The sequence below is a fragment of the Flavonifractor sp. An9 genome (assembly GCF_002161245.1).
In the GTDB taxonomy this organism is placed as follows: Bacteria; Bacillota; Clostridia; order Oscillospirales; family Oscillospiraceae; genus Flavonifractor; species Flavonifractor avicola.
Map to the genome: position 1 here is coordinate 1 of NZ_NFHC01000025.1, position 26,951 is coordinate 26,951.

General features: G+C 61.0%; 23 protein-coding genes and 1 pseudogene. 12 read left to right on the forward strand and 12 right to left on the reverse strand.

The window, feature by feature from the left end; translation table 11 throughout:
• Positions 1-141 precede the first annotated feature (141 nt).
• The 4 genes from B5G40_RS13760 to B5G40_RS13775 all read left to right on the forward strand — a co-directional run bounded on the left by B5G40_RS13760 (position 142) and on the right by B5G40_RS13775 (position 5,060).
• Positions 142-1,305 carry a 6-phosphofructokinase gene (locus B5G40_RS13760; protein ID WP_242959443.1) on the forward strand — a complete coding sequence of 388 codons (1,164 nt, stop codon included), beginning with the start codon at positions 142-144 and terminating at the stop codon, positions 1,303-1,305.
• Positions 1,306-1,311: 6 nt separating this feature from the next.
• Positions 1,312-2,091 (forward strand): sulfite exporter TauE/SafE family protein, encoded by a 780-nt coding sequence (locus B5G40_RS13765; protein ID WP_087400091.1) that lies wholly within the window; start codon positions 1,312-1,314, stop codon positions 2,089-2,091.
• Between the two features lie 212 nt (positions 2,092-2,303).
• The gene (locus B5G40_RS13770) at positions 2,304-4,688 is read left to right on the forward strand and encodes an S-layer homology domain-containing protein (RefSeq protein ID WP_158099549.1); all 2,385 of its coding nucleotides are present in this window, start codon (positions 2,304-2,306) and stop codon (positions 4,686-4,688) included.
• A 51-nt stretch (positions 4,689-4,739) separates the two neighbouring features.
• A complete protein-coding gene (locus tag B5G40_RS13775; RefSeq protein WP_087268921.1) occupies positions 4,740-5,060 on the forward strand; it encodes a hypothetical protein in 321 nt (106 codons plus the stop codon).
• A gap of 45 nt (positions 5,061-5,105) precedes the next feature.
• On the opposite strand, the gene B5G40_RS13780 is transcribed toward B5G40_RS13775, so the two are convergent.
• From B5G40_RS13780 to B5G40_RS13790, 3 genes are read right to left on the reverse strand one after another with little or no spacing between them, the layout of a single operon-like run.
• The gene (locus tag B5G40_RS13780) at positions 5,106-5,525 is read right to left on the reverse strand and encodes a PaaI family thioesterase (protein ID WP_087268924.1); all 420 of its coding nucleotides are present in this window, start codon (positions 5,523-5,525) and stop codon (positions 5,106-5,108) included.
• Positions 5,509-6,432 carry a SufB/SufD family protein gene (locus tag B5G40_RS13785; RefSeq protein WP_087268927.1) on the reverse strand — a complete coding sequence of 308 codons (924 nt, stop codon included), beginning with the start codon at positions 6,430-6,432 and terminating at the stop codon, positions 5,509-5,511. Before B5G40_RS13785 ends, B5G40_RS13780 begins: the two co-directional genes overlap by 17 nt.
• A gap of 1 nt (position 6,433) precedes the next feature.
• A complete protein-coding gene (locus B5G40_RS13790) occupies positions 6,434-7,171 on the reverse strand; it encodes an ABC transporter ATP-binding protein (protein ID WP_087268930.1) in 738 nt (245 codons plus the stop codon).
• Between the two features lie 144 nt (positions 7,172-7,315).
• Between B5G40_RS13790 and B5G40_RS13795 the strand changes: the two genes are divergently transcribed.
• Positions 7,316-7,909: a rubrerythrin gene (locus B5G40_RS13795; protein WP_087400093.1), complete on the forward strand. Its 594-nt coding sequence runs from the start codon at positions 7,316-7,318 to the stop codon at positions 7,907-7,909.
• A gap of 3 nt (positions 7,910-7,912) precedes the next feature.
• Here the strand turns inward: B5G40_RS13795 and B5G40_RS13800 are convergent, their stop codons facing one another.
• Together B5G40_RS13800 and B5G40_RS13805 are read right to left on the reverse strand one after the other, a co-directional pair.
• The gene (locus B5G40_RS13800; protein WP_087400095.1) at positions 7,913-8,740 is read right to left on the reverse strand and encodes a putative RNA methyltransferase; all 828 of its coding nucleotides are present in this window, start codon (positions 8,738-8,740) and stop codon (positions 7,913-7,915) included.
• A gap of 93 nt (positions 8,741-8,833) precedes the next feature.
• Entirely contained in the window at positions 8,834-9,280 is a 447-nt protein-coding gene (locus B5G40_RS13805; protein ID WP_087400097.1) for a hypothetical protein, read from the reverse strand.
• Positions 9,281-9,453: 173 nt separating this feature from the next.
• On the opposite strand from B5G40_RS13805, the gene B5G40_RS13810 reads away from it, so the two are divergent.
• Positions 9,454-9,834 (forward strand): helix-turn-helix domain-containing protein, encoded by a 381-nt coding sequence (locus tag B5G40_RS13810; RefSeq protein ID WP_242955455.1) that lies wholly within the window; start codon positions 9,454-9,456, stop codon positions 9,832-9,834.
• A gap of 48 nt (positions 9,835-9,882) precedes the next feature.
• Here B5G40_RS13810 and B5G40_RS13815 read toward each other — a convergent pair whose 3' ends face one another.
• Positions 9,883-12,048: a bifunctional metallophosphatase/5'-nucleotidase gene (locus tag B5G40_RS13815; RefSeq protein ID WP_087400099.1), complete on the reverse strand. Its 2,166-nt coding sequence runs from the start codon at positions 12,046-12,048 to the stop codon at positions 9,883-9,885.
• A gap of 234 nt (positions 12,049-12,282) precedes the next feature.
• On the opposite strand from B5G40_RS13815, the gene B5G40_RS13820 reads away from it, so the two are divergent.
• Positions 12,283-13,881, forward strand: coding sequence for an ABC-F family ATP-binding cassette domain-containing protein (locus B5G40_RS13820; protein ID WP_087188995.1), 1,599 nt, complete (start codon positions 12,283-12,285; stop codon positions 13,879-13,881).
• 38 nt (positions 13,882-13,919) lie between these two features.
• Here B5G40_RS13820 and B5G40_RS13825 read toward each other — a convergent pair.
• Positions 13,920-14,216, reverse strand: a pseudogene (locus B5G40_RS13825) (MATE family efflux transporter); the annotation flags it as partial.
• A 331-nt stretch (positions 14,217-14,547) separates the two neighbouring features.
• Between B5G40_RS13825 and B5G40_RS13830 the strand changes: the two are divergent.
• The 3 genes from B5G40_RS13830 to B5G40_RS13840 all read left to right on the forward strand — a co-directional run bounded on the left by B5G40_RS13830 (position 14,548) and on the right by B5G40_RS13840 (position 17,925).
• A complete protein-coding gene (locus tag B5G40_RS13830) occupies positions 14,548-15,366 on the forward strand; it encodes a hypothetical protein (RefSeq protein WP_087400101.1) in 819 nt (272 codons plus the stop codon).
• Positions 15,359-17,401 (forward strand): methionine--tRNA ligase, encoded by a 2,043-nt coding sequence (metG, locus tag B5G40_RS13835; RefSeq protein ID WP_087400103.1) that lies wholly within the window; start codon positions 15,359-15,361, stop codon positions 17,399-17,401. Before B5G40_RS13830 ends, metG begins: the two co-directional genes overlap by 8 nt.
• A 167-nt stretch (positions 17,402-17,568) precedes the next feature.
• Entirely contained in the window at positions 17,569-17,925 is a 357-nt protein-coding gene (locus tag B5G40_RS13840) for a hypothetical protein (protein ID WP_087400105.1), read from the forward strand.
• A gap of 64 nt (positions 17,926-17,989) precedes the next feature.
• On the opposite strand, the gene B5G40_RS13845 is transcribed toward B5G40_RS13840, so the two are convergent.
• The gene (locus tag B5G40_RS13845; RefSeq protein WP_087400107.1) at positions 17,990-19,357 is read right to left on the reverse strand and encodes a citrate/2-methylcitrate synthase; all 1,368 of its coding nucleotides are present in this window, start codon (positions 19,355-19,357) and stop codon (positions 17,990-17,992) included.
• Positions 19,358-19,496: 139 nt separating this feature from the next.
• Between B5G40_RS13845 and spoIID the strand changes: the two genes are divergently transcribed.
• On the forward strand, positions 19,497-20,504 hold the full coding sequence (spoIID, locus tag B5G40_RS13850) for a stage II sporulation protein D (protein ID WP_087400109.1): 1,008 nt from the start codon (positions 19,497-19,499) through the stop codon (positions 20,502-20,504).
• Between the two features lie 21 nt (positions 20,505-20,525).
• Here the strand turns inward: spoIID and B5G40_RS13855 are convergent, their stop codons facing one another.
• On the reverse strand, positions 20,526-22,619 hold the full coding sequence (locus B5G40_RS13855; RefSeq protein ID WP_087400111.1) for a M56 family metallopeptidase: 2,094 nt from the start codon (positions 22,617-22,619) through the stop codon (positions 20,526-20,528).
• Positions 22,616-22,990 carry a BlaI/MecI/CopY family transcriptional regulator gene (locus B5G40_RS13860; protein ID WP_087189002.1) on the reverse strand — a complete coding sequence of 125 codons (375 nt, stop codon included), beginning with the start codon at positions 22,988-22,990 and terminating at the stop codon, positions 22,616-22,618. The genes B5G40_RS13855 and B5G40_RS13860 overlap by 4 nt, the downstream gene beginning before the upstream one ends.
• Positions 22,991-23,219: 229 nt before the next feature.
• Here B5G40_RS13860 and B5G40_RS13865 point away from each other — a divergent pair, with 229 nt between their 5' ends.
• Positions 23,220-24,614 carry an NAD(P)/FAD-dependent oxidoreductase gene (locus tag B5G40_RS13865; protein WP_087268971.1) on the forward strand — a complete coding sequence of 465 codons (1,395 nt, stop codon included), beginning with the start codon at positions 23,220-23,222 and terminating at the stop codon, positions 24,612-24,614.
• A 53-nt stretch (positions 24,615-24,667) separates the two neighbouring features.
• Here the strand turns inward: B5G40_RS13865 and B5G40_RS13870 are convergent, their stop codons facing one another.
• A complete protein-coding gene (locus B5G40_RS13870) occupies positions 24,668-25,348 on the reverse strand; it encodes a YczE/YyaS/YitT family protein (protein ID WP_087400113.1) in 681 nt (226 codons plus the stop codon).
• Between the two features lie 182 nt (positions 25,349-25,530).
• Positions 25,531-26,892, reverse strand: coding sequence for a hemolysin family protein (locus B5G40_RS13875; protein ID WP_242959444.1), 1,362 nt, complete (start codon positions 26,890-26,892; stop codon positions 25,531-25,533).
• Positions 26,893-26,951: the final 59 nt, after the last annotated feature.

The window sequence follows — 26,951 nt, forward strand, 5'->3', positions numbered from 1 at the left end:
AGGAGGCCCTGGAGGACGCCAAGAAAAAGTTTGTGGGCCCCAACCCCAACATCCTGGCTCTGCCCCAGACCTTCAAGCTGAGCGCCGTCCATCTGTGCATGAAGGACGACGATCTGAGCAACGTGTAAGGAGGGCATTGTCATGCTGAAAGGAAATATGCTTATCGCCCACGGCGGCGGCCCCACCCCGGTCATCAACAGCTCTCTGCTGGGCGCTGTCCGGGAGGCCAAGCTCCACGGCGAGATCGAAACCATCTACGGCGCCCGCTTCGGCGCTGAGGGCATCCTGGCCGGGGACCTGATCGACCTGGGCAAGTTTGCCGACGAGGATCTGGCCCTGCTGGCCAAGACCCCCGCTTCCGCTCTGGGCTCCTGCCGCCGCAAGCTCACCGACGCCGACTATCCCGCCGTGCTGGAGTGCTTCAAGAAGTTCAACATCCGTTACTTCTTCTACAACGGCGGCAACGACTCCATGGACACCTGCAACAAGATCTATAACCTGTCTGTGGAGACCGGCTACGAGCTGCGGGTCATCGGCATCCCCAAGACCATCGACAACGATCTGGATGTCACCGACCACTGCCCCGGCTTCGGCTCCGCTGCCAAGTACGCCGCTGTCTCCGCTCTGGAGCTGGCGCAGGACGCCTCCGCTCTGCCCATCCACGTGGTGGTGATGGAGATGATGGGCCGCAACGCCGGCTGGATTACCGCCGCTTCCGCCCTGTATGCCGACCTGATGCCCTGCGAGCATCTGGTGTACCTGCCCGAGGTGGCCTTCGACAAGGAGAAATTCCTTGCCGCTGTCAAGGAGAAGTGGGCCAAGGGCCGCGGTCTTCTGGTGACCATCTCCGAGGGTATCCACTATGCCGACGGCTCCCCCGTGGCCGACTCCGGCGTGGTGGACGGCTTCGGCCACAAGGTGCCCGGCGGCGCCGCCCAGGCGCTCAGCGACATGATTATGCAGGAGACCGGCCTGAAGTCCCGGTCCGAGAAGCCCGGCCTGCTGGGCCGTGTGAGCGTGAGCCTCATGTCCGAGATCGACCAGAAGGAGGCCGAGGAGGCCGGCGCCTGCGCCGTCCGCTCCGCCGTGGAGGGCAAGACCGGCTTCATGGTGGGCTTTGAGACCACTCGGAACCCCTACTCCTCCAAGACCTGCCTGATCCCCCTGGAGAAGGTGGCCAACGCCGAGAAGAAGTTCCCCCTGGAATGGATCGGCGAGGACGGCGCCAGCATCAAGCCCGAGTTCAAGGCCTATTGCGAGCCCCTGCTGGGCGCTTACGACAGCCGGTTTATCTCCCTGCGGTAAGCCGCCATGCAGATCCTCTTTAACTTCCTGGTCTGTATCCTGGCAACTACCATTGGAGGCATCAGCGGGGTAGGAGGCGGCGTCATCATCAAGCCGGTGCTGGACGCTGTGTCCGGCCTGCCGGTGGCTACCATCAGCTTTCTGTCCGGCTGCACCGTGCTGGCCATGACCATCACCTCCATGCTGCGCAGCATCGGCGGCGAGGTGAAGGTGGAGCCCCGCCGGGGTACCCTGCTGGCCATCGGCGCCGCCGTGGGCGGTATCGTGGGCAAGCAGCTCTTCGACATCATCAAGGACGCCGGCGGCTCCGCCGTATCGGTGGCCCAGCAGGTGCTGATGATTATCCTCACCCTGGGTGTGCTGGCCTATACCCTGAACCGTCCCCGCATCCGCACCCTGGATGTGAAGAACGGAGCGGCCTGTGTGCTCATCGGCCTGGCCCTGGGTGTGCTGTCCTCCTTCCTGGGCATTGGCGGCGGCCCCATCAACCTGGCGGTGCTCTACTACTTCTTTTCCATGGATTCCAAGACGGCGGCCCTCAACTCCCTGTATGTCATTCTATTTTCCCAGGGAGCCAGCTTCCTCAACACCGTGATCGGTCAGAACGTGCCTGTCTTTGAGTGGCCCGTCCTCATCGCCATGGTGGTGGGCGGCGTGGTGGGCGGCACCATGGGCCGCAGCTTCAGCCGCCGTATGGACAACAAGGCCGTGGACAAGCTGTTCTTCTGGCTGCTGCTGGTCATCACCGGCATCAGCGTGTACAACCTGATCCGCTGCTTTGTGTGACTTCACGTTCTTCTCCTCTTTTCCTCAGGACCCGTTCCGGCAGTGATGCCGGGATGGGTCCCCTTTTTATGCCTGTATGGGTGGAAACATTTGGCCTGCCCCAATTCCTTGACACTGGAGCATGACATGGTATAATACCAAACCAGTATGGAATTTTTGCGGAGCAAATGCGCCATATTTTATCAATAACTGCAACTTGGAGGAATTTACCCATGCAAGCAAAGAAACCGCTGGCCCTGCTGCTGTCCCTGTCCATGGGGCTGTCCATGGGCACCCCCGCCCTGGCTGCCGCCAGAGAGACCAGCCTGCCCGACGTGGGCCAGAGCTGGGCGGCTGACTCCATTCACCGCTGGTTGGAGGCCGGCCTGGTGGAGGGAGACGACCAGGGCCTGTTCCGGCCCGCCGCCAACCTGACCCGCGGCGAGCTGGCCACCATTTTTGTGCGGCTGCTGGGCCTGAGCGAGAAGGTGCCCAACCGCTATGCCGACCTGAAGGGGGACGAGTGGTACGCCGACGCCATTCTGAAGTGTACTGCCGCCGGCATCATGGAGGGCGACGGCACCAACTGCAACGCCACCCAGACCATCACCCGGCAGGAGACCATGGTGATGTTTGCACGGGCTATGGGTATCCGGGAGGAGAAGGAGCCCAACCTGGGCCAGTTTGTGGACGGCACCGACGCCGCCGGCTGGGCCGCCGGGTATCTGGCTCCCCTGGCTCAGCTGGGCATCCTGTCCGGCGTGGAGGACGGTTCCCACCTGGCTCCCATGGCCAACATTGACCGGGCGTCCACCATGGCGCTGCTGGACAAGGCCGTCAGCGATTACATCACCGGCTCCGCCCAGGTGGAGGCGGAGGACGAGGGCCGCTTTGTGGTGATCAACACCGGTTCCGCTGCCCGCAGCGGCGCCCAGGTTGAGGTGTCCGGCCGGGCCGCCGGTCTGGTGGTGGCTCCCGGCAGCGCCGGGGCCAAGGTCACCGCTCAGGACCTGACCGCCGCCACCGTGAAGGTGGACGCTCCCGTGGAGCTGACCCTCTCCGGCAGCACTTCCGCCGACTACCTGAGCGTCAACGCCGAGGCCCAGCTGGCGGTGGAGAAGGATGCCTCCGTGGAGGAACTGTCCCTCAACGCCGCCGCCCAGGTGGACAACCAGGGCACCATCGGCAAGGCCGCCGTCAACGCCGACGGCGTGGTGCTGGACGGCAAGCTGCCCGGCAGCCTGGAGGTGACCGACGGCGTGGATCAGCCCACCGACAGCGAAGGCAACCAGGTGGGCGGCGACAATAACAACGGCGGCAGCAATGGCGGCGGCTCCGGCTCCGGCGGCTCCGGTGGTTCCGGCGGTGGCAACGGCGGCGGTTCCGGCGGCTCTGACGGTGACGGCGATGGTGACGGCGACGGCGGCCAGGTGCCTCCTGTCCAGGCCGGTCCTGCCGTGACTCAGGTGTCCGAGGAGGAGGGTAAGGTCACCATTCAGTTTGACCAGGCCCTGTACACCATGGAGGAGGACGTGCTGACCAAGATCGGCAGCTCCTCCACTCCCGAGGGTGACGTGGTGAACAACGAGGCCCTCCAGGCCGCGGGCTACGCCATCTCCGGCGACGTCCAGATCACCAACCTGTATGTGGACAACGAGACCGGGTTTGTCTGGACCTTCGACTTCAACAGCGCCAAGCTGGGCGACGGTATGCGCTACAACAAGGCCATCTACGACGCCGAGGGCAACAGCGCCGGCTACCTCACCGCCCGCCGCCATGTGGCCCTGAAGGACGACGAGGGCCGCACCCCCTACTACGTCTGGACCGTGGCCTTTGAGCAGGAGGCCGAGGCCGACATCACCGCCCCCGTGCTGGAGAAGGAGAGCGTCACCCTGCTGGGCGACGACGACACCCTGACCCTCACCGTACCCGTATCCGACCAGGGCGAGCTGGCCTATCTGGAGATCGACCACAGCCTGGAGGCCAGCTTCCCCGAGTTCACCGTGGAGGCCAAGAGCTATGACTTCCTGGACGAGGAGAGCGGCCTGGGCTACACCAGCGTGTACACCGACACCCAGGGCGAGCAGAAGTGGGAGATCACGCTGAATCCCGTGGCCACCGCCCTGCTGCGTCAGGCCGCCGACGGCAGCCCCATGACCTTTTACTTCTCCGTGAAGGACAAGGCGGGCAACCAGTTTGGTTCCATGTACTTTGTGGACGAGGAGATGACCGTCTCCGACGTGTCTGTGCCTCTGGACACCACCGCCCCCACCGTGGTGAGCTTTGCCATTGACGATCAGGTGGTGGAGGACGGCGATACCGTCAACTTTGACGAGGGCCAGGAGTTCACCAGCCTCACCGTCACCCTCAGCGAGGCGGTGGTTGCCGGGGATCAGACCCAGCACATCACCATTGACGGCCATGAGTTCGGCACCTTCGTCATTGACGAGGCCGATCCCACCAAGCTCCACATCACCGTTACCAACCACAACGGCAACAAGTATGTGGAGGGTACCTTCCAGTTCGATCTGGCCGCCGGCGCTCTGAAGGACGCCTCCGGCAACGAGAACGAGGAGCTGTCCTACACCATCCACTTTACCCAGAATCCCGGCGTGTAAGCGTCACAAAGCCCCCCTTTTACCGATAAACTGGTGAGAGGGGGGCTTTTTATGCAAAGTAAGGCGTTACAGGAACAGATCAAAACGGCTGACAAATCTCTGCTTTTTCTCAGTACCCTGCTGGGGTCCATCTGTCTGTCCTGGCTGGCCCTGGACAAACGGCGGCGGGGGCTGTGCTGCAACGGAAAGGCTCCCGATGTGACGGGGCTGCGGCAGGTCAGCTCTGTGTTGGTGGTGCTGGCACTGGGGTACTTCTTCTGCCTGGGTGTGAAGGGCAGGGAAGAGCAGGGAGGCCAGGTCAACTTCTGGGCCTCCCTGCTGGTGCTGCTGGCCGCCCTGCTGCGACTGGGGGAGCTGCTGAAGGATGGGTAAAGAAAAGCGGTGGTGCTGCCACAGGCAGCACCACCGCTTGGCGCGTTAAAAGGGGGCGTCCTCCACCCGGGTTTCCTTGGCGAAAAAGGTGTAGGTGCCGGTAGCCACTGTCTGGCCCTGGTCGTTGGTCAGAACGGCGTCGTAGACCAGAATGGTCTTGCCCAGCTTTTTGGGGGTGGCCAGGCAGTGGATCTGGCTGCCGGTACCGGGGGCCAGGTACTGCATGGTGCAGTCCAGGGTGACGCACACCTTGCCGCAGGTAAAGGCGGCACAGCCCGCCACCGTGTCCGCCAGGGCCACCAGGGCGCCGCCGTGGACGATGCCCATGGGGTTCAGGCTCTCGGGGCGGACCTCCAGAGTGCCCTCCGCCTCCCGGCCCTCGATGCGGGTGACGGTAATATGGTTGTAGGGAGCGAAGTGGCCCTCGCCGTTGACCACCCGCTGAATATCACTGAAGGAAGCCATCCAGAATCTTCTCCTCCGCTTCCTGCTCGGTCAGACCCAGGGTCATCAATTTCAGGATCTGGTCTCCGGCGATGCGCCCGATAGCGGCCTCGTGGATGAGCTGAGCGTCCACATGGTTGGCCACAATGGCGGGGATGGAGGAGATCTTGGCGTTGCCCATAATGATGGAGTCGCACTGAACATGGCCGAAGCACTTGGTATTGCCGGTCATTTTGGGGTAGAACACCTGGACCGAGTTGTCCTGGGCCACGGACCGGGAGATGACCCGTCCGGTGGCGTCCTCGCCGTCCAGAATGATTTCCATGTCGCTCTCGGCGGTCTGCTGACCGTGGGTGAGCAGCTTCTCGGTGATGACGGCCTCGGCGCCCTTGCCCACCACAATGCGGGTCTCCCGCTTGGTGGAGTCCACGCCCCGGATCTGGGTGGACTCCATGTTGATGGAGGCCCCCTCGTCCAGATAGACGATGGTCTGGGGATTCATAATCCGCTGGCCGGTGCCCTCGCCGTCGCCGTAGTGGCGCTCCACATAGCGGACCTTGGAGTTTTTGCCGATGTGGAAGGTGTGGACGCCGTCGTGCTGGCTGGTCTCGCAGCCGGTGTTGTGGATGCCGCAGCCGGCCACGATGTCCACGTCGCAGTCGTCGCCGATGAAGAAGTCGTTGTACACCATTTCACTCAGGCCGGTCTGGCTGATGATAACGGGGATGTGGACCGACTCGTGCTGGGTGCCGCTCTTGACGGTGATGTTGATGCCTGACTTGCCCGGCTCCTCCTTGGTGGTGATCTCAATATTGGCGGTGTTGTTCCGGGAATCCAGCTGTCCGTTGCGCCGGATGTTGTAGGCCCCCTGGGGGGTCTTCTCCAGGTCCGCGATCTCCTTGAGGAGCTTCCATTCCGCTTGATCCATCTTACTTCGCTCCTTCCGACAGATAACTGCAAGAGGTCCTGGTGTTGGCCAGGATCTGGGGGAAGATCTCATCCTTGGGGCCCTGCTTCTGCACCTTGCCATCGGCGATCATGACGATCTCATCGGCCAGGTCGATGATGCGCTCCTGGTGGGAGATGACGATAAGGGTGGCCTCCCGCTTCTGGTGGATGAGCTTGAAGGTCTCGGTGAGCTTGGCAAAGGACCACAGGTCGATGCCGGCCTCCGGCTCGTCAAAGATCATCAGGCCGGTCTTGCGGGCCAGGATGGTGGCGATCTCAATGCGCTTGACCTCGCCGCCGGACAGGGAGGCGTCCACCTCACGGTCGATATAGTCCCCGGCGCACAGGCCCACTTTGGTCAGGTACTGGCAGCCCTCTTCCCGGGTCAGCTTCTCGCTGCCGGCGGCCAGGGCCAGCAGGTCCTTCACCTTCAGACCCTTGAAGCGGGGGGGCTGCTGAAAGCCGTAGCTGATGCCCAGACGGGCACGGCCGGTGATGTCCAGATCGGTGATATCGGTGCCGTTCCAGCGGATGGAGCCGCCGGTGGGCTTGACCAGGCCCATGATGGCCTTGGCAAGGGTGGTCTTGCCGCCGCCGTTGGGGCCGGTGATGACCACAAACTGGTGGTCCTTGACAGAGAGGGAGACGTCGTTGAGGATGCCCAGCTCCTGGCCTTCCTCTCCCTCCACCTGATAGCTGAGATGGCTGATCTCCAGCATAATCGGTCTCTCCTTTGTAAATGGTTCATTCCATGAGCAATTATTTTATCACGAAAGGCAGGAAAATACAACCCTGAGCGGGGCAAATCTTGCCAGGACGGCATAGGATGGTGGGAATCTACACAGAATGGGGAGGCAATGCGTATGGAACAGGAGTTGCTGCCCGGCTGCGACCGGGAGGTTTTCGAGCGGGTATGGAAGCGGGTCATGCCCAACGAGCGGGGGGACTGCCCCTTTGAGGTGGTGGAGGCGGCGGCCCAACGGCCTCTGCCGGCGGTGGTGGTACACGACACGCCGGCGGCGGAAGAGGAGGAGACCGTCACCTGCCTTGGACCCGCCTCGGCAGTCCACGGACCTCAGATGCAACAGTACATAGACCAGGAACTGGCCGCCCACCGGTGCTGCCAGGCGCTGGCCCGTCGGGTGCCGGGGGCCGGGGGCAGGATGCTCTCCAACCTGGCCGCCGAAAAGCGGCGGCGGGCCAAGCGGCTGAGCACCGCCTATTTCCTCATCTCCGGGGTGCGCTACTGGCCCGCCGACCGGGGAGGGGCTCCCTCGCCCCAGCCGGTGCAGGCCGCCCTGCGGGAGCAGTTCCAGGCCCAGCAGCGGGGGGCGGCCTGCTACCGGGCAGCCGCCGCCGGTACCGCCGATCCCTGCCTGGAGGCCCTCTTCCATGAGTCGGCGGAGGAGGCTGAGGCCCACGCCTGGATTATCAGGAGTGTGCTGGAGCAGATGTAACTCTCAGTCCCGGCGGAATACATGGATGCGGAAGGAGGCCTGTACCTTCAGTCCGTCCAACGCCGCCAGCCGGGCGGCTCCCTCCTTGGGGGTCTTCCAGTAGTAGGGGGTCATCTGGAACAGGTTAGGCAGGTCCTCGCCTGCCACCTCCATGGTGGTATCCACCGGAATCACGCTGACATAGGAGAAGCCCTCATAGGGGATATCCTGCTCCTGGTTGGGGTAGGGCTTGTCGTAGAGCACCTGCTTGAGCTCCCACAGGTGTTTGGCGGCGGGAACCACATAGAGGAACAGACCTCCGGGGCGGAGCACCCGGCGGAACTCCTCCAGAGCCAGGGGGGAGAAGCAGTTGAGGAGCAGGTCCACGCGCTGATCCGCCACCGGCAGGTGGTAAGCCGAGGCCACGGCAAACTCCCCCTGGGGCAAGCGCTTGGCGGCCAACCGCACCGAGGGCTTGGATAGGTCGATGCCTGCCAGGGCCACCTGTCTGCCCGCCCCGGTGAGGGCGGCGTGGATGCCGGCGGTGTAGTAGCCCTCCCCGCAGCCCGAGTCCAGCACCGATACCTGCCCGCCGGTGTGCTCCAGTGCCAGGGCGCACAGAGCCTCCCGGAGGGGGGCGTAGTAGTCCCTGGACAGGAACTGGTTGCGGGCGGTCACCATGCCCTTGTCGTCCCCGGGGGATTTGGAGTGCTTTTGGTTGGCGGGGAGCAGGTGGACATAGCCCTCCTTGGCGATGTCAAAGCAGTGGCCGTTGGGGCAGGTGTAGCGGTGGGCCTCCCGGCCCAGGGGGGAGGCGCAGAGGGGACAGCGAAACAGGCTCAAAAGGGCCATCTCCTTCCAAAGTGTCTGAGGGTATCATACCAGTTTGGAGGACATAACACAAGGGCCGCGCCAATGGCGCAGCCCTTGTGTTGCACAGGCGTATTATTTGATTTTTTCAAAAATGGTATAGCTGCCACCATCATAATTGAATGTAATGGTGTCATCATCAACCGTTCCGGTCCAAGGGCTACCGGGGAAGGAGATGGTGATTTCATTCCCTTTTATTTCCCATGTGCCGGAACCGCTCTCAGTTCCCAATGAGGCAGTGCGCTTTAATATGGCAAGGTCTTGTGCGGACATTTGCTTTTCTGCTTCTGGGCTTATTGTCCGGGTAAACGTAAGCGTTGCGCTTCCGTCAGATTTTATTTCCAGTGCATTAGAAATTTCAAAAAGGCCGTTTTGTTCGGCATCATCCATGCTATATTCTCCGCTGGAATCACCCATCTTCGTGGCCTCATAGGTGCCCACAGGATCGCCTCCTCCTGAGCAGGCGGTCAGTGCGGCCATCATAGCAACGGCCAGAGCTAGTGACAGAATTGTTTTTCTCATAAAAATCTTCCTCTCTTGTCTTTTTGGTTAATAAAGCGGCTAGGGTGTAGGTTAAAACGAGATGTCCACTATTAGTATAACATGAGTATGCGCATATGTCTACTAATAGGGCAATATAAGTACACCAAAACAGGACGATTTTTTTATACACTGTGCCAAAGAGGTGATTTGTTGTGAATGCCGTCGGCGAAAGGATCAAGGAACTGCGAAAGGCCAGAAGGATGACGCAGAATGAGTTTGCAGAACGGATCAATGTGACAAAATCAACGGTTTCGGCATATGAAAATGGGAGCAGGCTGCCTTCTTACGACGTGCTGATCAGAATCGCCCGATTATTTAAAGTAAGTACGGATCATCTGCTTGGATACAGCGAAAAAACGGAAATCGATGTTACGGGTCTGACCAGAAAACAGATCAATGTGATCCAGGATATGATTGCAACTTATCAACGCCATAACCGTTTTTATCAAGCTATACAGGAGGATAACTGCATCAAGGACAGGCTGATTGCCGCAGGATTGCTCCATGAAGATGATGGAGAGTGGATGAAATAGACATGAAAAGGGCCGCGCCTATGGCGCGGCCCTTTGCTGCGGCGGGATTTACTTGGTGGTGATGTTGAGGGTGCCGTCGGTGACGGTGCAGGTGATGCCCAGGGCCTCCAGAGCGGAGGAGGCCACATAGTAGTTGCCGTTGGAGAGGACCGCGCTCATGCTCTGAGCGGCGCCGTCCACCTTTACGGTCAGGGTCTCGGCGGTAAGACCGGCGGGAGCCTGGGTGGGCATGGTCAGAGCGGGATCGGCATAGGTGGCGCCGGTGGTAATCTCCACACCGGCGTTCCACAGCACATTGAACTGCTTGCCGGTGCCGTTGAGGGCGGCGGCCAGATCACGCAGGCGGTAGTAGGTGTTGCCGGCGGCGTCGGTGGCGGTGGACACCACCTTGGGAGTACCGTCCACCAGCACGGCGGCGTTGGCCTTGGCCTGGGCCACCAGGGCGTCATAGTCGGCCAGGTTGTAGCTCTCGGCGTAGGGGGTGGGCAGCAGGCCGTCGTTGATGTAGCCGATGAGCTCGGCACGGCGGGCATCGTCCTCATTCAGGTCCACGCCCACGATCTTCCAGTTGTTGTCCACCTCGGGAGCCACGGGGGAGTGCTCGGCGAAGTAGGCCACGATCATGTCCCGGATGGAGTTGGAGGACTCCCACTCCTTGGTGCCGGAGATCAGGTTCTGGCCCTTCAGGGCGGAGGAGTAGCGGTAGTTGTTCACCGCCAAGGTGAGGGTCTGGTCGTCCTGGAGAGGCTCGCCCTTGAACATCACGTTCTTGATGCGCTCGCCCTTGGGCTGAGACAGGTCGATCTCATACTCCACACCGGCGAACATATCGTAGAGGTAGTCGGGGTACTCGGGATCGAAGGAGATATTGATGTCCCCTTCCTTCCACTGGTTGTAGCACTCGGCGGACCACTCCATGTAGGCCTTGAGCTCCGCGCCGGTGACCTTCACCCGGTAGAGGGTGTTGTCGAACTTGTAGATGTCGAAGATATTGCCGTAGTTGATGTCACCGGCGGGCAGGTCGCTGGTGTTCTTGAACAGGGCGGCGGCGGACACATCGGCGCCGGAGTTCTCCAGTTGGATCTTGTTGATGAGATCCATAACCGCGGTATCCTCCAGCTTGCCCTGGGGCAGGCCGGCGATCTCATTCTCCGGCTGGAACTTGGCGGTGGTGGAGCCCAGCGGGGGGAGAGGTTCGCCGCTCTCGTCGGTGCCGCCGGCAATGAAGTCGATGGTCTTCTGGTGAGCCTCGGCTACCAGAGGAATGGAGCGGATCTCCTGGCTGGGAGTCACGTCGGTCATGTCCACGATCTCCACGGAGGAGGCGGTGACGTTGTTGTCGGCATCCAGAGTCAGGTCAAAGCGGGCGATGTCCCGGCCGCCGTTGCGCACGCCGCCGATGACCACGTCGCCCTGCTTCTCATTGACCACCACATGGTTGTGGGCCACCTGGAGCACGTCGATCTCCGGGTTGTCGTCCAGGATCTTCTGGGCGGAGTCGGAGCCGCCTTCTTCGTCAAACTCGGCGTACATACCCATGTGGGCGGATACCACGATCACGTCGGCCTGGTCGCCGATCTCGTCGATGGCCTTGCCCACGGCCACGTTGGCGGCCTCATAGGTGGCATCCTCGATGCCCTCCTTGCCGCCGTCCCAGATGGGTACGTCGGGGGTGACCACGCCGATGATGGCCACATTCACGCCGTCCTTCTCCACGATGGTCCAGCCGGCGCCGGTGACGCTCTTGCCGTCGGTGCCGGTGACATTGGCGGCCAGTACGGGGAAGTCGGCCTGACCCAGGATGGTCTGCATGGTGGGGATGCCCCAGTTGAACTCGTGGTTGCCCAGGGTCATGGCGTCATAGCCCATGTAGTTCATGGCGGTGATGACGGGGTGGGGCTGGTCGGGGGTCTTGTTGTAGATATCGTCGGTCATGATAGTGCCCTGGATATCGTCGCCCGCGTCGATGAGGATGGTGTTGGGATTCTCAGCCCGGACCTGCTGGATGTAGGTGTACAGCCGGGCCATGCCGTTGTTGTCAGTCTCTTTGTTGTCCTCATAGGAGTAGCCCCAGATGTTGCCGTGCATATCCGAGGTGCCCAGAATGGTGATGTGCTTCTCATTGCCGGCGGCGAAGGCGGCGGGCATCAGAGATGTCAGCAACGCCCCGGTGGCCAGCAGAGAGAGCAGCCGGCGGGAACGGTGTTTCTTCATGTGTGATCCTTCCTTCCAACCCAAATTTTACCGAGCGGTTTACTCGGTTTTCGCCACCATAGTAGCACGGTGGGACAGGGAAGTCACCTCTTTTTTCAGCTTTTTTACAGAACATTTTCAGTAAGCAGGTTTTCTGTCTGTTTATGGTTTGTTTTTTTCTTTTTCTATGGTATACTGTACACTTGCGAAGATTTTCCCGGCCTAGGGCCGGGCTGAACAAAAAAGGAGTACGACATGATCACTGTTTCCGACCTGACCCTGGCCTACAGCGGCCAGCCCCTGTTTTCCCATGTGGACCTGCAGTTCACCAAGGGCAACTGCTACGGCATCATCGGCGCCAACGGCGCCGGCAAGTCCACCTTTCTGAAGATCCTCTCCGGCGATCTGGAGCCCACCTCCGGCGAGGTGTCCATCCTGCCCAAGACCCGTATGTCCGTTCTCAAGCAGGACCAGAACGCCTACAATGCCTACACCGTCATGGATACCGTCATCATGGGCAACAAGCGCCTGTATGACATCGGCAAGGAGAAGGACGCCCTTTACGAGAAGGAGGAAATGACCGAGGAGGACGGCATCCGTGCCTGCGAGCTGGAGGAGGAGTTTGCCGAGCTGGGCGGCTGGGAAGCCGAGAGCGACGCCTCCCGCATCCTTCAGGGTCTGGGTGTGGGCACCGAGTTCCACCAGACCTCCATGGAGACTCTGGACGCCCGTCTCAAGGTGAAGGTGCTGCTGGCTCAGGCCCTGTTCGGCAATCCCGACATCCTGCTGCTGGACGAGCCCACCAACAACCTGGACATCAACGCCGTCAACTGGCTGGAGGACTTCCTGCTGGACTTTGAGGGTACCGTCATCGTGGTCAGCCATGACCGCCACTTCCTCAACACCATCTGCACCCACATCGTGGACATCGACTACAACAAGATCAAGCTCTATGTGGGTAACTACGACTTCTGGTACGACGCTTCTCAGCTGATGCAGAACCTGATGAAGAACCAGAACAAGAAGAACGAGGAGAAGGCCCAGGAGCTGAAGGAGTTCATCTCCCGCTTCTCGGCCAACAAGTCCAAGTCCAAGCAGGCCACCGCCCGCCGGAAGCTGCTGGAAAAGATTACTCTGGAGGAGATCCCCGCCTCCTCCCGCCGCTACCCCTGGGTGGCCTTCTCCCCCGACCGGGAGGTGGGCAAGGACATCCTCTTCGTCACCGACGTATCCAAGACCATCGACGGGGTGAAGGTGCTGGACAAGGTGTCCTTCATCGTGGGCCACGGCGACAAGATCGCCTTCGTGGGCGACAACGAGAACGCCCAGACCGCCCTCTTCAAGATCCTTACCGGCGAGATGGAACCCGACGAGGGCACCGTGAAGTGGGGCCAGACTGCTACCTTCTCCTATTTCCCCAAGGACAACACCGAGTTCTTCAAGGACTGCGACGACAACCTGGTGGAGTGGCTGCGCCAGTGGTCCTCCGACCCCCACGAGGCCTACCTCCGGGGCTTCCTGGGCCGGATGCTCTTCTCCGGCGACGAGGTGTATAAGCCCGTCAAGGTCCTCTCCGGCGGTGAAAAGGTGCGCTGTATGCTCTCCCGCATGATGCTGTCCGGGGCTAACGTGCTGCTGCTGGACCAGCCCACCAACCACCTGGATCTGGAGTCCATCGCCGCCCTGAACAACGGCCTGGAGGCCGTCAAGTGCAACGTGTTGGTGGCCTCCCACGACCATCAGCTCATCCAGACCGTGTGTAACCGGGTGTTCGATTTCACCGCCGACGGTCAGCTCATCGACCGCAAGATGACCTACGACGAGTACCTGGAGAGCCAGAAGGCGGACGCATAACAAGCAAAACAGCGGGACGGCTTGCCGTCCCGCTGTTTTTATGGATTTCCGCCCCCTATAGGGCGGCGGAGATAGAAGAGCAGCCCCGCCAGATCGGCCAGTCCCCACCCGATGGGTACCGCCCACCAGATGCCCTTCAGGCCGATGGCCGGAATGGGAGCCAGAAGGTAGGCCAGAGCCACCCGGGTACCCAGGGAGACCACCGTCAACACCACCGATACCCCGGGCCGCCCCAGCCCCCGGAAGAGGCCGTAGAGCAGGAAGAGGATGCCGATGCCGCAGTAGCATAGCCCCTCGATACGCAGATACTCCACCCCGATGGCGATGCTCTCAGTGAGGCTTCTTCGACAAGCTGGGAAAATACAAGAGCGGCCTTGCCTTTTTATCGTAAAACCGGTAAGATAAAGACTGCTGAGCGGCGCAGGAAAGAAGAGACCGGGGTGTTTTTAAGCGGCCTGTGCCACATGAACGGCAGCTGGTGGAACTGCTGATCCGCAACGCCGGAATGTCCTGTTCCGATCTGGGGCAGGCGGTAGATCTGTCCCGGGCGGCGGCAAAGGTCCGCGCTCGTGAAAGGCCTGCGGCTGTGAGAAAATTCGTGCACTTTTTGCCGGACTGTGCTATACTATAGATTCAAACAAATTCCATCCGGAAAGGATGCTGACCATGCGAAAAGAGATCCTTTTGCCCGCCATCGCGGTGGTGGGCGGCGGGGCCGGCTTCGCCCTGCGGCGCTGGGAACTGGCCACCGCTTTTGAGGCGGACACCGGCCTTCCCATCTCCGGCGCTCCCGCCACCATGGCCCTCATCGCCCTGTCGGTGGTGGTGGCCGCCGTGCTGCTGATCCTCAGCTTTATGGGGAAGTATCCCCGCTTCAGCGGCTATGACCAGGCCTTTTCCGCCAAGAATAATACCCTGTATGCCATGGCGGGAATACTCTCCGGCTTTCTGCTTATTGGCGCGGGCGGCCTGATGGCCTATGATTTTGCCACCGGGGCCAATCCCATCTACACCCGCCTCATCGTGGCGGCGCTGGCGGTGGCCTCCGGCCTGTGCGTCATGTCCACGGTGCAGAACAATTTTAAGGGGGAGAACAAGGGCAAGTACAGCGTGCCTCTGCTCATCCCGGCCTTTGCCTTCTGCGTGTGGCTCATCGCCGCCTACCAGGTGCGGGCGGGGGACCCGGTGCAGCTGGACTATGTGTACGAGCTCTTCGCCATCATCGCCGGCCTGCTGGGGCTCTACTTCATCGCCGGTTTCTCCTTTGACAAGGGTAAGTGCGTCCCCGCGGTGTTCTTCTGCCTGATGGGTGTGTATTTCTCCCTGGTCACCCTGGCCGATGAGCACGACTGGGCCACCCTGGCGCTCTATGGCTTTACCATTCTCTATCTGCTGACTTCCAGCGCTTTGCTGCTGTACAATGCCGCCCGGCCTCTGCCAGAGGAGCCGGTCGAGAACGATACGGAGGGATCCTCTGATGTCTGAGAAAAAGAAATTCTATATTACCACCCCCATTTACTACCCCTCGGACAAGCTCCACATCGGCCATGCCTACTGCACTGTGGCCACCGATGCTATGGCCCGGTATAAGCGGCTGTGCGGCTATGATGTGATGTTCCTCACCGGCACCGACGAGCACGGCCAGAAGATCGAGGACAAGGCCAAGGCCGCCGGCGTCTCCCCCAAGGAGTATGTGGACAACATCGTGGAGGGCCCCCAGGGCGTCAAGGACCTGTGGAAGCTGATGAACATTTCCAACGACCGGTTCATCCGCACCACCGACGACTACCATGTGGCCGCCATCCAGAAGATCTTTAAGAAGATGTATGAGAAGGGCGACATCTACAAGGGCAAGTATGTGGGCAAGTACTGCAAGCCCTGCGAGTCCTTCTGGACCGAGAGCCAGCTGGTGGACGGCAAGTGCCCCGACTGCGGCCGTGAGGTCCAGGACGCCGAGGAGGAGGCCTACTTCTTCCGGCTGAGCAAGTACGCCGACCGCATCCAGGACCTGCTGGAGAACACCGACTTCCTGGAGCCCCGCAGCCGTGTCAACGAGATGGTGAACAACTTCATCAAGCCCGGCCTGGAGGACCTGTGCGTCTCCCGTACCTCCTTCCAGTGGGGCATTCCCGTGGACTTCGACCCCGGCCATGTAGTGTATGTGTGGATCGACGCCCTCTTCAACTACACCACCGCCCTGGGCTTCATGAACGACAAGTACGACGACTTTGAGAAGTACTGGCCTGCCGACGTCCACTTCATCGGCAAGGAGATCGTCCGCTTCCACTCCATCATCTGGCCCGCCATGCTCATGAGCATGGAGATGCCCCTGCCCAAGAAGGTGTTCGGCCACGGCTGGCTGCTGCTGGACGGCGGCAAGATGAGCAAGTCCAAGGGCAACGTGGTGGACCCCTATCTGCTGGCCCAGCGCTACGGCGTGGATTCCCTGCGCTACTTCCTGCTGCGGGAGTTCCCCTTCGGCACCGACGGCAACTTCTCCAACGAGACACTCATCAGCCGCATCAACACCGACCTGGCCAACGACCTGGGCAATCTGGTGAGCCGTACCACCGCCATGGTGGGCAAGTACTTCGGCGCGCACCTGCCTGCCGGCTGCGGTGCCACCGGAGACGAGGCGGATCTGGCCAATCTGGTGGCTCAGTCCATGGGCAATGTGGGCCTGTCCATGCAGTTCCCTGAGGACGATCCCCAGAAGTTCGACGTGGAACTCATCGCCATGGCCGCCCAGCTGCGCAACACCTATGAGGACAAGATGGAGCAGTATGCCTTCCAGGACGCCCTGATGGAGGTATTCAAGCTCATCGGCCGGGCCAACAAGTATATCGACGAGAACAAGCCCTGGGCTCTGGCCAAGGACGAGACCCAGCAGGACCGTCTGGCCCATGTGCTGTACAACCTGCTGGAATGCGTGCGCATTTCCGCCGTGCTTCTCACCCCCTTCATGCCCGAGACCTGCGCGAAGATCTTTGCCCAGATCGGCGCCGACGACAGCCAGTGCACCTGGGAGTCCGCCGGTGTGTGGGGCGCGCTGTCCGACCAGGCTCCCGTGAGCAAGGGTGAGAACCTCTTCCCCCGCATCGACGCTGCCAAGGAGCTGGAGGAGCTGGCCGCTCTGGAGGAGGCCGCCAAGGCGGAAGCCGCTGCCAAGGCTGAGCCCAAGTATATTACCATCGACGACTTCGCCAAGGTGAAGTTCGTTACCGCCAAGGTGCTTTCCTGCGAGGCGGTGAAGAAGAGCAAGAAGCTGCTCCGCTTCACCCTGGACTGCGGCGAGGGACAGCCCCGTCAGATTCTCTCCGGCATCCATGAGTATTACGAGCCCGAGGACCTGATCGGCAAGACCGTGGTGGCCTGCGTCAACCTGGCCCCCCGGAAGATGATGGGCCTGGAGTCCAACGGTATGCTCATCTCCGCCGTGAAGGAGGGGGCTGAGGGCCACGAGGAACTCCACCTGCTCATGCTGGACGACAAGGTGCCCGCCGGCTGCACCCTGGGTTAATTGAAAGAAAAAAAGGAGACGCTGCACAAGCAGCGTCTCCTTTTTTATAAACACTATGCAGCCAGCTCATTGTGCCGGTGGGAAGAATTCTTTATACTTTAAGAAACGGTTCAGGTTTTACAGGTCTGTTCAAGCCTGTGCCATTTCGAGAGGAAAGAAGGATCGCTATGAAAAAGGTTGTTTCCCTTGCGCTGGCCCTGGTCATGATGCTGGGCCTGTGTGCCTGCGGCGGCGGTTCCGCTGCGCCGGAAGAGGAGGACCACTCCGACGCCATCCGTCTGGCGGTACAGTCCGAGGCGGCTGTGGAGTGTATGTTCAGCTATGCCAACGTGAAGAACGTCCTGGCCTCTGTGACCAACACCGATGACAACGGCGACGGCACCTATGAGGTCAATGGCTACATCACCGTGATCGACGACTACGGCGACCACTACAAGGCCAAGTTTGATGCCACCGTCTCTGTGGACGAGGATGGCGACGCCGACTGCGACAGCTTCAGCATGGAGACCCCCACCCGGGAGTGATACTTCCAATCCCTTCAAAACAAAGACGTGCTGCTATGCAGCACGTCTTTGTTTTTTTGTTCTGTTATCGCTGGTCCAGGGGCACGAAGGGCCGCATGGGAGCCACCGCCTTGTAGGCGGGACGGATGATGCGGTTGCCCGGCTGGCAGACCTCCTCGATGCGGTGGGCGCACCAGCCCACGATGCGGGCCACGGCGAACAGGGGGGTGTACAGCTCCTGAGGAATGCCCATCATCTTGTACACCATGCCGGAGAACAGGTCTACGTTGGCGCACACCACCTTGTCCTCCCCCTTGACCGAGAGGAGTACCTCGGGGGTGAGACGCTCCACCGTCTCGTATAGTTCGAACTCGTCCAGCATCCCTTTGGTCTCAGCCAGTTTTTTGGCGAACTTTTTGAGAATGACGGCGCGGGGGTCGGAGATGGTGTAGATGGCGTGGCCCATGCCGTAGATCAGGCCGGACTTGTCACCGGCCTCCTTCCGCAGCAGCTTGCCCAGGAAGGCGCGCACTTCGTCCTCGTCCTTCCAGTCTTTCACCGCGTCCTCAATGTAGCCGAACATCTCCATGACCTTCTTGTTGGCGCCGCCGTGGCGGGGGCCCTTCAGAGAGCCCACGGCAGCGGCGATGGAGGAGTAGAAGTCGGTACCGGAGGAGGAGAGTACCCGGCAGGCGAAGGCGGAGTTGTTGCCGCCGCCGTGCTCGGCGTGGAGTACCAGGCACAGGTCCAGCAGCCGGGCCTCCTGCTCGGTGAACTGGTTGTCGTGGCGGACGGAGTAGAGAAAGTTCTCCGCCACGCTGAGTCCGGCCTGAGGCCGGTGGAGGTAGAGGGACTCGTCGTCATAGTAGTGGCGCTTCACGGCAAAGGCGTGGGCCACAATGACGGGCACCCGGGCGATGAGCTGGATGGCCTGCCGCAGCTGATTGGACAGGGACATATCGTCGGGGTTGTCGTCATAGGAGTACAGAGCCAGCACCGAGCGGGCCAGCTTGTTCATCACGTCGGGACTGGGGGCCTTGATGATCATGTCCTCGGTGAACATATGGGGCAGGGTGTGGTTGTCGGTGAGCATCTGCTGGAAGGCGGTGAGCTGCTCCCGGGTGGGCAGGGTGCCGAACAGCAGCAGATAGGCGGTCTCCTCAAAGCCGAACCGGCTCTCCCGCACGAAGCCGTCCACCAGCTCCTCCACATCGATGCCCCGGTAGATCAGCTTGCCGGGGGCGGGAAAGCGCTCGCCGTCCTGGAGGTAATAGCCCAGCACGTTGCCGATCTGGGTGACGCCTGCCATGACGCCGGTGCCGTCGGCGTTGCGGAGGCCCCGCTTGACCCGATAGCGCTCGTAATCTGCCGGGTCGATCTGGTTATGTTTGCGATATTCCTGACATAGACTCTCTATGAAGTCCATGGATGTTCCCTTCTCGGCGTTTTGCATTTCCAGCCTCTCCTTTGCCCAAATTCTTTTACACGGTATTGTACAACCATTTTGCGGCACAGTCAATATGGAAAGTAGACGAAGTAAAAATTGAAATGGAATGAATAATAACTTGCAAAATGAGAGGATGGTGTTTCCAATGAGACAGGTGGCGGCGGTTGCCCTGGCCCTGCTGCTGGCCCTTTTCCTGCTGCCGCTGCTGCTGGTGCCCCAGGGGGAGGGGGCTCTGCCGGTGGAGAGCGGCAGTCTGCCCATTGACCGCACGGTGGTCACGCCGGAGCCGGCCCTGGACAGCGCCCAGCAGGTAACGGTAAAGCGGTCCGACGGCACGGTGGAAACCATGGCCCTGGACGACTACCTGTGGGGGGTGGTGGCCGCCGAGATGCCTGCCGCCTTTGAAAGCGAAGCCCTGAAGGCCCAGGCGGTGGCCGCCCGCACTTATACCTATTCCAAAATGGAGCGGGAGACCTCCGGTCACCCGGAGGCCGACCTGTGTACCGACGTGAACTGCTGCCAGGCCTACCGCACCCGGGAGGATGCCGCCGCCAGCTGGGGAACCAACGCCCAGATGTACACCGACAAGATTGCCGCCGCCGTGGCGGACACCGACGGGGTGGCGGTACTCTATGAGGGCAAGCCCATCCAGGCCGTCTTTTTCTCCTCCGCCGATGGGCGGACGGTGGACGCGGTGGAGGTGTGGGGCAATTCCGTACCCTACCTCACCGGAGTGGACAGCCCCGAGGGGGAGGAGGTACCCAACTACCACTCCACCGTCACCCTGACGGCGGAGGAGTTCAAGACCGCCATTCTGGCCAAGTACCCCGGGGCGGACCTGTCGGGGGACCCCTCCGGGTGGTTTTCCAACACCGTGTCCAACTCCGCCGGAGGCGTGAGCAGCATGGACGTGGGGGGCGTCACCATCAGCGGACAGGACCTGCGTACCCTGTTCTCCCTGCGGTCCACCAGCTTCACCGTCTCCGCCGGGGCGGACGGGGTGACCTTTTCCGTCACCGGCTACGGACACGGGGTGGGCATGAGCCAGTACGGGGCCAACGCCCTGGCCCAGGAGGGCGAAAGCTATGAGGAAATTTTGAAGTGGTACTATACCGGCGTGGAGGTGGAACAGTATACGCCTGGACAACCCTGAAAGGGTTGTCCAGGCGTATTTCTATGCCGTCAGTTGTTGGATGTTGGTCTCGTTCAGCTCATACCATACCGCGTCCGCTTTTTGGTCCTGGGCCGAACAGGCGGCCTCATACTCGGTCTGGGAGACGGGCCGGCCATCCACTTCAAAGGCTTTGGGCTCCCAAGCCTCCATCTCACAGCGGATGTGCTTTTCTAGGGTAAGGCCGTCTTCCCCGAAGCGGGCGGAAGCAATGCCGTCCTCCGTGCCGGCGGTATAAGAGTAAGTAAACGTACCGTCGGTTTTCAGATACCAGAAGGTGCGCCAGTGGCTGGGATAGCCCATGATCTCGTCCCCCTCCTGGCGTAAGACCACGTAGCCGCCCATGTCATTGGCCACGTCGGTGACCCGGAGGACTACCTCCTGGCTTCCGTCACCGTCAAGGTCCAGAATGGCAAACTCCGTTACAGAGGCATAGGAGCTGTAGGGACTGAAGGCAAGTGGGATGTCGGGGAGAAGGGTGGGAACTTCCTGGCCGGAGCCGTCCACACAGAGGAAAGGTGCCTGTCCCAGCAGAACGTCCTGATAGGCACGCACCCCGCTGCCTGCAAAGGGGATGTAGGGGAGGGAGACGCCGGATTCCATCCAGCCTTCCCCAATGGCAATGGCCCCTTCGCCGTCCTCCGGCTGGGACACCTGATCCAGGGTCACCAAAAAGCCCTCCGCCGACGGGTCGAACCGGTATTGCTTCCACTCGGTCCGCCCCGCGCCGCTGGAGCCGCAGTGGCAGAGGATATTGTCCTCGCTCACTACATAGAGACTCCGTTCCCAGCCCTCCACCGCCAGGACGGGCTGGCCGTCCACCAGGGTGTAGATGGCAAAGACATAGCCCTGATCCAGATTCCAGAACTCGTTGCCCACCCAGCCCAGCAGCAGCTCCTCCGAGCTGTCTCCGTCCAGGTCCCGGCGGACATAGCCCAGCTGATGGTCCTGCCCCCAGTAGGGGGCGATGACAGCGGATACCAGATCGGGATAAGCGTCAGGCTGCTGTTGGAGAAAGGCCAGCTCATACTCAATCAGAAGGGGCTGATACGGGTCGGATTCCCCGGCAGCAGCCCTGGGCTGAGGATTCATATCGACTACTGTGCAGGCGCAGCAGGCCACCGCCAGCCCCAGAACCAGAGTGAGGCAGATTGCGGCCTTGCCGGGCCTGCGGTACCCTTTGATCCCCAGGAGGCGGGCTTTCAGCCGCTTCCCCTTCTGACAGAGGGGGGCGGCCATCCAGGGGGAGGGTCTTCCGGGCCGGGCGGCCAGCAGCAACAGCATATCCCCGTAGGCCATCCGCTGCTCCGGCTCCAGGGCGCGGAGTACCGCCTCATCGCAGGACAGCTCGCAGTCCAGTGCGATGCGCCGCCCCATCCAGTGGACCAGGGGATTGAACCAGTGGAGGCTGGCCACCAGCACTACCAGCCACTTGTAGCAGATGTCCCACCGCCGGGCATGGGTGAGCTCATGGCGGAGGGCGGCGGCCAGAGCCTGAGGAGGAAGGGACGGCCCGCCCTGGGGCAGGACGATCACTGGCCGAAAGACCCCCAGCAGCATGGGGGCGTCCACCTGGCCGCTTTGGGCCAGCCTCACCCGGCTGCCGTGGCCCAGCTCTTCAAACAGGGCCAGGGCCTCCGCCGTTGGCGGGGCGAGAGAGGTACGGACCCGGCGGGAAAAGCGGGCATAAGCGGCGATATGCCAGAAGAAGAAACCAGCCCCAACCGCCAGCCACAGGAAAACCAGCACGCCGGGGAGGGAAATTGCCGGGGCGGAGGGCTGGGTTATCTCCGGTTGCTCCACCGTGACCGGCTCCGACGGCGGAGTAATGGGAGCGGTCTGTGTGTCCGTCTGGTCCTGCCGTTCGGGAAGGATGGTTTCCTGCTGGACCATCTCCTGGGTAGGCTGAGGGAGCTGGGGCAGGGTGATGCCGTAGCCGAAGGGGATCAGAAAGCGGAGCAGCACCGCCAGCCAGAGATAATAGGAGACGGCCCTGGGCACCCTGTTTCCCGTCACGGGGCGCAGTAGCAGTACAAGCACACACAGCAGGGAACCGGACAGGGTGAGGGAGAGCAGGGTAAGCAGTACCTCTTTCATGTGGATTCCTCCTGATGGAACAGGGCGGACAGCTCGGCGATCTCTGCTTGGCTCAGCTGGCCGTCGGACAGCAGGGAGGCCACCAGCTTTTTGGCACTGCCGTTGAACACCTGGTCCACCAGGTGGCGGGCGGACCAGCGGCCATATTGGGCCTGGGTGATGACCGCCCGGTACATTCCCCGGCGCTCCAGCTGAACGGCCCCCTTTTCGCACAGACGGCGCAGCAGGGTCTTGACGGTGGAGTCCTCCCAGCCGCACCGGGCGGACAGAATGCGGCGCAGCTCCGACAGCGGCGCCGGCTGGGGCAGGCTCCACAGGGCCTTCATAACCTCCAGCTCGGCATCCTGGATCTTTTCAGCACCAATACACATAGCAGCCTCCTTAAAAGTTTACTATTGTAGCCTGAATAAAGATTACAACAGTAAACTTTATTTGTCAAGGCGTTTCCGAACTGTAGGGAAAAATTTGATGGGCTGCCTAAAAATTTTTCAGCCTGGATGGGTCAACGGCGTTGTCAAAAATAAGACCTTTTGGTATAATATCAAATTGGAAAGGTGGGTTACACCCCTTCCAAATATGACGTAAAGTGAGAGATCGCACATGAACACACGGTATGACGTTGCCATTCTGGGCTGCGGCGAAGCCGGTATTTTCGCCGGGTACGAGCTGATGCACCGCAACCCCGGCCTCAAGGTGGTGGCCCTGGATCAGGGGGCCGATATCTATACCCGCAGCTGCCCCATTGTGGCGGGCAAGGTGAAGGAGTGCGTCCACTGCAAGGTGTGCGGCACCATGTGCGGTTTTGGCGGCGCCGGCGCCTTTTCCGACGGCAAATATAACTTCACCACCGCGTTCGGCGGCTGGCTCACCGACTTCATGCCCAAGGAAGAGGTCATGAGCCTCATCGACTATGTGGACTCCATCAACATGAAGCACGGAGCCACCGACAAAGTGTTCTCCACCGATACCCCGGCGGCCCGTGCCCTGGAGAAGCGGGCCCTGGAGCACGACCTCCACCTGCTCCAGGCCCGGTGTAAGCACCTGGGCACCGAGAACAACCTGAAGATCCTGCAGAGCATCTATGAGGAGTGCCGCAAGGGTGTGGAGTTCCATTTCAACACCGCTGTCACCAAGATCATGGATCTGAAGGGGGAGGGCTACCGCCTCATCACCGAGAAGGGCGACGAGATCGACTGCACCTGGCTCATTGCCGGTCCCGGCCGCTCCGGTGCCGAGTGGTTCTCCAACCAGTGCAAGGACCTGGGCATCCAGCTCATCAACAACCAGGTGGACATCGGCGTGCGGGTGGAGCTGCCCGCCAAGGTCTTTGAGCACATCACCGACGTGGTGTACGAGTCCAAGCTGGTCTACCGCACCAAGCAGTATGGCGATCAGGTGCGTACCTTCTGCATGAATCCCTACGGCCATGTGGTGGCCGAGAGCGTGGAGGGCATCAACACCGTCAACGGCCATTCCTATTCCGACCCCGCCCTCCAGAGCGAGAACACCAACTTCGCCCTGCTGGTGTCCAACCGGTTCACCCAGCCCTTCAACGAGCCCTACCGCTACGGCAAACACATTGCCTCCCTGTCCAATATGCTGGCCGGCGGCGTGCTGGTCCAGCGCTTCGGCGATCTGGTCAGCGGCATCCGCACCAATGAGCACCGGATGAGCAAGTCCTTTGTCCGGCCCACCCTCACCGCTGCTGTCCCCGGCGATCTGTCCCTGGCCCTGCCCAAGCGGCAGCTGGACGATATCATCGAGATGATCTACCAGCTGGATAAGATTGCCCCCGGTACTGCAAACTATGACACCCTGCTCTATGGCGCTGAGGTGAAGTTCTACTCCGCCCGGCTGGCCCTGTCCGGCGAGCTGGAGACCTCTCTGCCCGGCTTCTTTGCCGTAGGCGACGGCGCGGGCGTCACCCGCGGCCTGGCTCAGGCAGGCGCCTCCGGCGTGAAGGCGGCCCAGGTGATTCTGAACCGGCTGAAATAAGCGGAACAAAAAAACAGCTGCAAGCCATTGGCTTGCAGCTGTTTTTTAATTTGTTATGCAGCAGAGACGCCGGTGTCGGGCAGATGGTTTTCCTCCGGCTTCTTTACCAGGAAGGCCAGCCGCTTACAGAAGAACCGGGAGATGTAGCCCACCGTCAGGGCGCACACTACGGTGCCCTCCCGCAGGCCGTACACAGCCCCCAGATCCAGCAGGGACAGCAGGGTGGCGGCGGCCACCATGGTCAGGTCGAAGCCGGTCTTGGTTTTGCCGAAGTCCCAGTGGAATTCCTGGCTGCACACCCGGACGAAACCCTCGCAGGGGAGGATGAGTACGTTGGGGATGACCTCCAGGGCCACACCCAGTCCCAGACAGGCGCAGCCCATCAGCAGTATCACCCAGTGGCTGGCGTAGGACTGGGGCACCAGACCGCCCAGCAGCCCCATCCACAGGTCGATGCAGCAGGAGAAGAGGAAAGTAAAGGGAACCTGGAGCAGCTGGATGGGCCGGAACTTTTTACGAAGAATGAGGATCTGGCCGCCCAGCATGACGCAGTTCACCACAAAGGTGAAGGTACCCAGAGAAATGCCGGGGAACACATAGGTGAGTACATAGGCCAGGCTGGATACCGCAGAGGTGCCCATTCCGGCCAGGGTGATCAGAGAGATGCCAAGGGCCGAGCACAGGACGCCTGCCAGAAAGATCAGATAGCGCCGGAGCAGACCGGAATGAGACATTGCACACGCCTCCAAAAAACTATTTTTTAGTACTAAAAATAGTTTATCACCATAGACGGCGGAGTTCAAGAGACATCCTTACTAAATAAAAAAGGAAATTTTTTGTGGAATTAACAAAAGGATAGCGCAAAACAGCAACAATAATTCAGGCGTGCCGCCCAAATCAGCGGCACGCCTGAATTTCAGGATTCTTTTTTGTGGCCGGTGTGTTCCTCTTCCTCCTCCGGCGGGGGAGAGAGTTTGGTCACGGTGGCCCACTCTACCCGGCGTTCTGACAGCTCCTCCACCCGGATGTGCAGGCCGTAGATGTTCACCTCAGGGTGGCTGCCGTCCTCGGGAATGACGGAGAGCTGGGCGTACACCAGCCCGCCCAGAGTTTCCGATTCCTCCTCTTCCGGCATTTCCATGCCCAGAGCGTCGAAGAGCTCTTCCAGCTCGGCGGAGCCGGCCACCCGCCAGCGGTCCTCCCCCAGGGGGATGATCTCCAGGTCCTCCTGAGGATCGAATTCGTCGTAGATGTTGCCCACGATTTCCTCCAGCAGGTCCTCCATGGTGACCAGTCCGGCGGTGCCGCCGTACTCGTCCACCACAATGGACAGGTGGACCTTTTTGCTCTGCATATCCCGGAACAGCAGGTCGGTACGCACCGACTGGGGCACGAAGTAGGGGCGGCGGAGCAGCTCCCGCAGAGGCTTGGGCTGGGGCTTGCGGGCGTTGATGAGCCACTCCCGGGTGGAGAGGATGCCGATGATGTCGTCGGCGTCCTCCTCGTAGACGGGGAAGCGGGACAGGCCGGATTCCTCAATGGTCTTTTCGATCTTCTCCGGGGTATCCTCCGCCCGCAGCATGACCATGTCGGTGCGGTGGACCATCACGTCGGCGGCGGTCATATTGTTAAACTCGAAAATATTTTCGATCATTTCCTTCTCTTCGGTCTCAATAGCACCCTTCTCCTCACTCAGGTCGATAAGTATACGCAGCCCCTCCTCGGATACCTCCTTATCCTCATCATTGGGATTGATGCGGAAGAGCCACAGGACGGCGTTGGTGGAGATGGTAAGCAGCCAGATCAGCGGGCGCATGACGGTGGCCAGCAGACTGACCACACCGCAGGAAAAACGGGCCACCGCTTCGCTCTTTTTCATGGCCACCCGCTTGGGTACCAGTTCGCCAAAGACCAGAGTAAAGAAGGAGAGGATCACAGTGACCACGATCACAGACAGGGTACGAACCGTGGCCACCACAGGCCCGGTCAGCGCGAACGTGGATACCGCCCACTGGGTAAGGGGTCCGGCCAGATTGTCGGCGGCAAAGGCAGACCCCAGGAAACCGGCCAGGGTGATGCCGATCTGGATGGTGGAGAGAAAGCCGGTGGGCATCTCTACGATCCGGAGCAGCTTGGCTGCCTTGCGGTCGCCGCCTTCGGCCTGCTTGCGGATAAGTGCCTCGTTTAATGAGATTACTGCGATCTCAGTGGCAGCAAAGTAGGCGTTGATGGCAATGAGTATGACCTGAAGAAGTAGTTGAGGCCATATGGATGACAAAATAAATTCCTCCTTAAATATATTGATCATGGAACCAGTATAACACACCTCTGAAAAAA

Bases quoted from the DNA above. Each gene is read 5' to 3' on its own strand.
- B5G40_RS13760 (WP_242959443.1), top strand. From the start codon at position 142: ATGCTGAAAGGAAATATGCTTATCGCCCACGGCGGCGGCCCCACCCCG.
- B5G40_RS13765 (WP_087400091.1), top strand. From the start codon at position 1,312: ATGCAGATCCTCTTTAACTTCCTGGTCTGTATCCTGGCAACTACCATT.
- B5G40_RS13770 (WP_158099549.1), top strand. From the start codon at position 2,304: ATGCAAGCAAAGAAACCGCTGGCCCTGCTGCTGTCCCTGTCCATGGGG.
- B5G40_RS13775 (WP_087268921.1), top strand. From the start codon at position 4,740: ATGCAAAGTAAGGCGTTACAGGAACAGATCAAAACGGCTGACAAATCT.
- B5G40_RS13780 (WP_087268924.1), bottom strand. From the start codon at position 5,525: ATGGCTTCCTTCAGTGATATTCAGCGGGTGGTCAACGGCGAGGGCCAC.
- B5G40_RS13785 (WP_087268927.1), bottom strand. From the start codon at position 6,432: ATGGATCAAGCGGAATGGAAGCTCCTCAAGGAGATCGCGGACCTGGAG.
- B5G40_RS13790 (WP_087268930.1), bottom strand. From the start codon at position 7,171: ATGCTGGAGATCAGCCATCTCAGCTATCAGGTGGAGGGAGAGGAAGGC.
- B5G40_RS13795 (WP_087400093.1), top strand. From the start codon at position 7,316: ATGGAACAGGAGTTGCTGCCCGGCTGCGACCGGGAGGTTTTCGAGCGG.
- B5G40_RS13800 (WP_087400095.1), bottom strand. From the start codon at position 8,740: ATGGCCCTTTTGAGCCTGTTTCGCTGTCCCCTCTGCGCCTCCCCCCTG.
- B5G40_RS13805 (WP_087400097.1), bottom strand. From the start codon at position 9,280: ATGAGAAAAACAATTCTGTCACTAGCTCTGGCCGTTGCTATGATGGCC.
- B5G40_RS13815 (WP_087400099.1), bottom strand. From the start codon at position 12,048: ATGAAGAAACACCGTTCCCGCCGGCTGCTCTCTCTGCTGGCCACCGGG.
- B5G40_RS13820 (WP_087188995.1), top strand. From the start codon at position 12,283: ATGATCACTGTTTCCGACCTGACCCTGGCCTACAGCGGCCAGCCCCTG.
- B5G40_RS13830 (WP_087400101.1), top strand. From the start codon at position 14,548: ATGCGAAAAGAGATCCTTTTGCCCGCCATCGCGGTGGTGGGCGGCGGG.
- metG (WP_087400103.1), top strand. From the start codon at position 15,359: ATGTCTGAGAAAAAGAAATTCTATATTACCACCCCCATTTACTACCCC.
- B5G40_RS13840 (WP_087400105.1), top strand. From the start codon at position 17,569: ATGAAAAAGGTTGTTTCCCTTGCGCTGGCCCTGGTCATGATGCTGGGC.
- B5G40_RS13845 (WP_087400107.1), bottom strand. From the start codon at position 19,357: ATGCAAAACGCCGAGAAGGGAACATCCATGGACTTCATAGAGAGTCTA.
- spoIID (WP_087400109.1), top strand. From the start codon at position 19,497: ATGAGACAGGTGGCGGCGGTTGCCCTGGCCCTGCTGCTGGCCCTTTTC.
- B5G40_RS13855 (WP_087400111.1), bottom strand. From the start codon at position 22,619: ATGAAAGAGGTACTGCTTACCCTGCTCTCCCTCACCCTGTCCGGTTCC.
- B5G40_RS13860 (WP_087189002.1), bottom strand. From the start codon at position 22,990: ATGTGTATTGGTGCTGAAAAGATCCAGGATGCCGAGCTGGAGGTTATG.
- B5G40_RS13865 (WP_087268971.1), top strand. From the start codon at position 23,220: ATGAACACACGGTATGACGTTGCCATTCTGGGCTGCGGCGAAGCCGGT.
- B5G40_RS13870 (WP_087400113.1), bottom strand. From the start codon at position 25,348: ATGTCTCATTCCGGTCTGCTCCGGCGCTATCTGATCTTTCTGGCAGGC.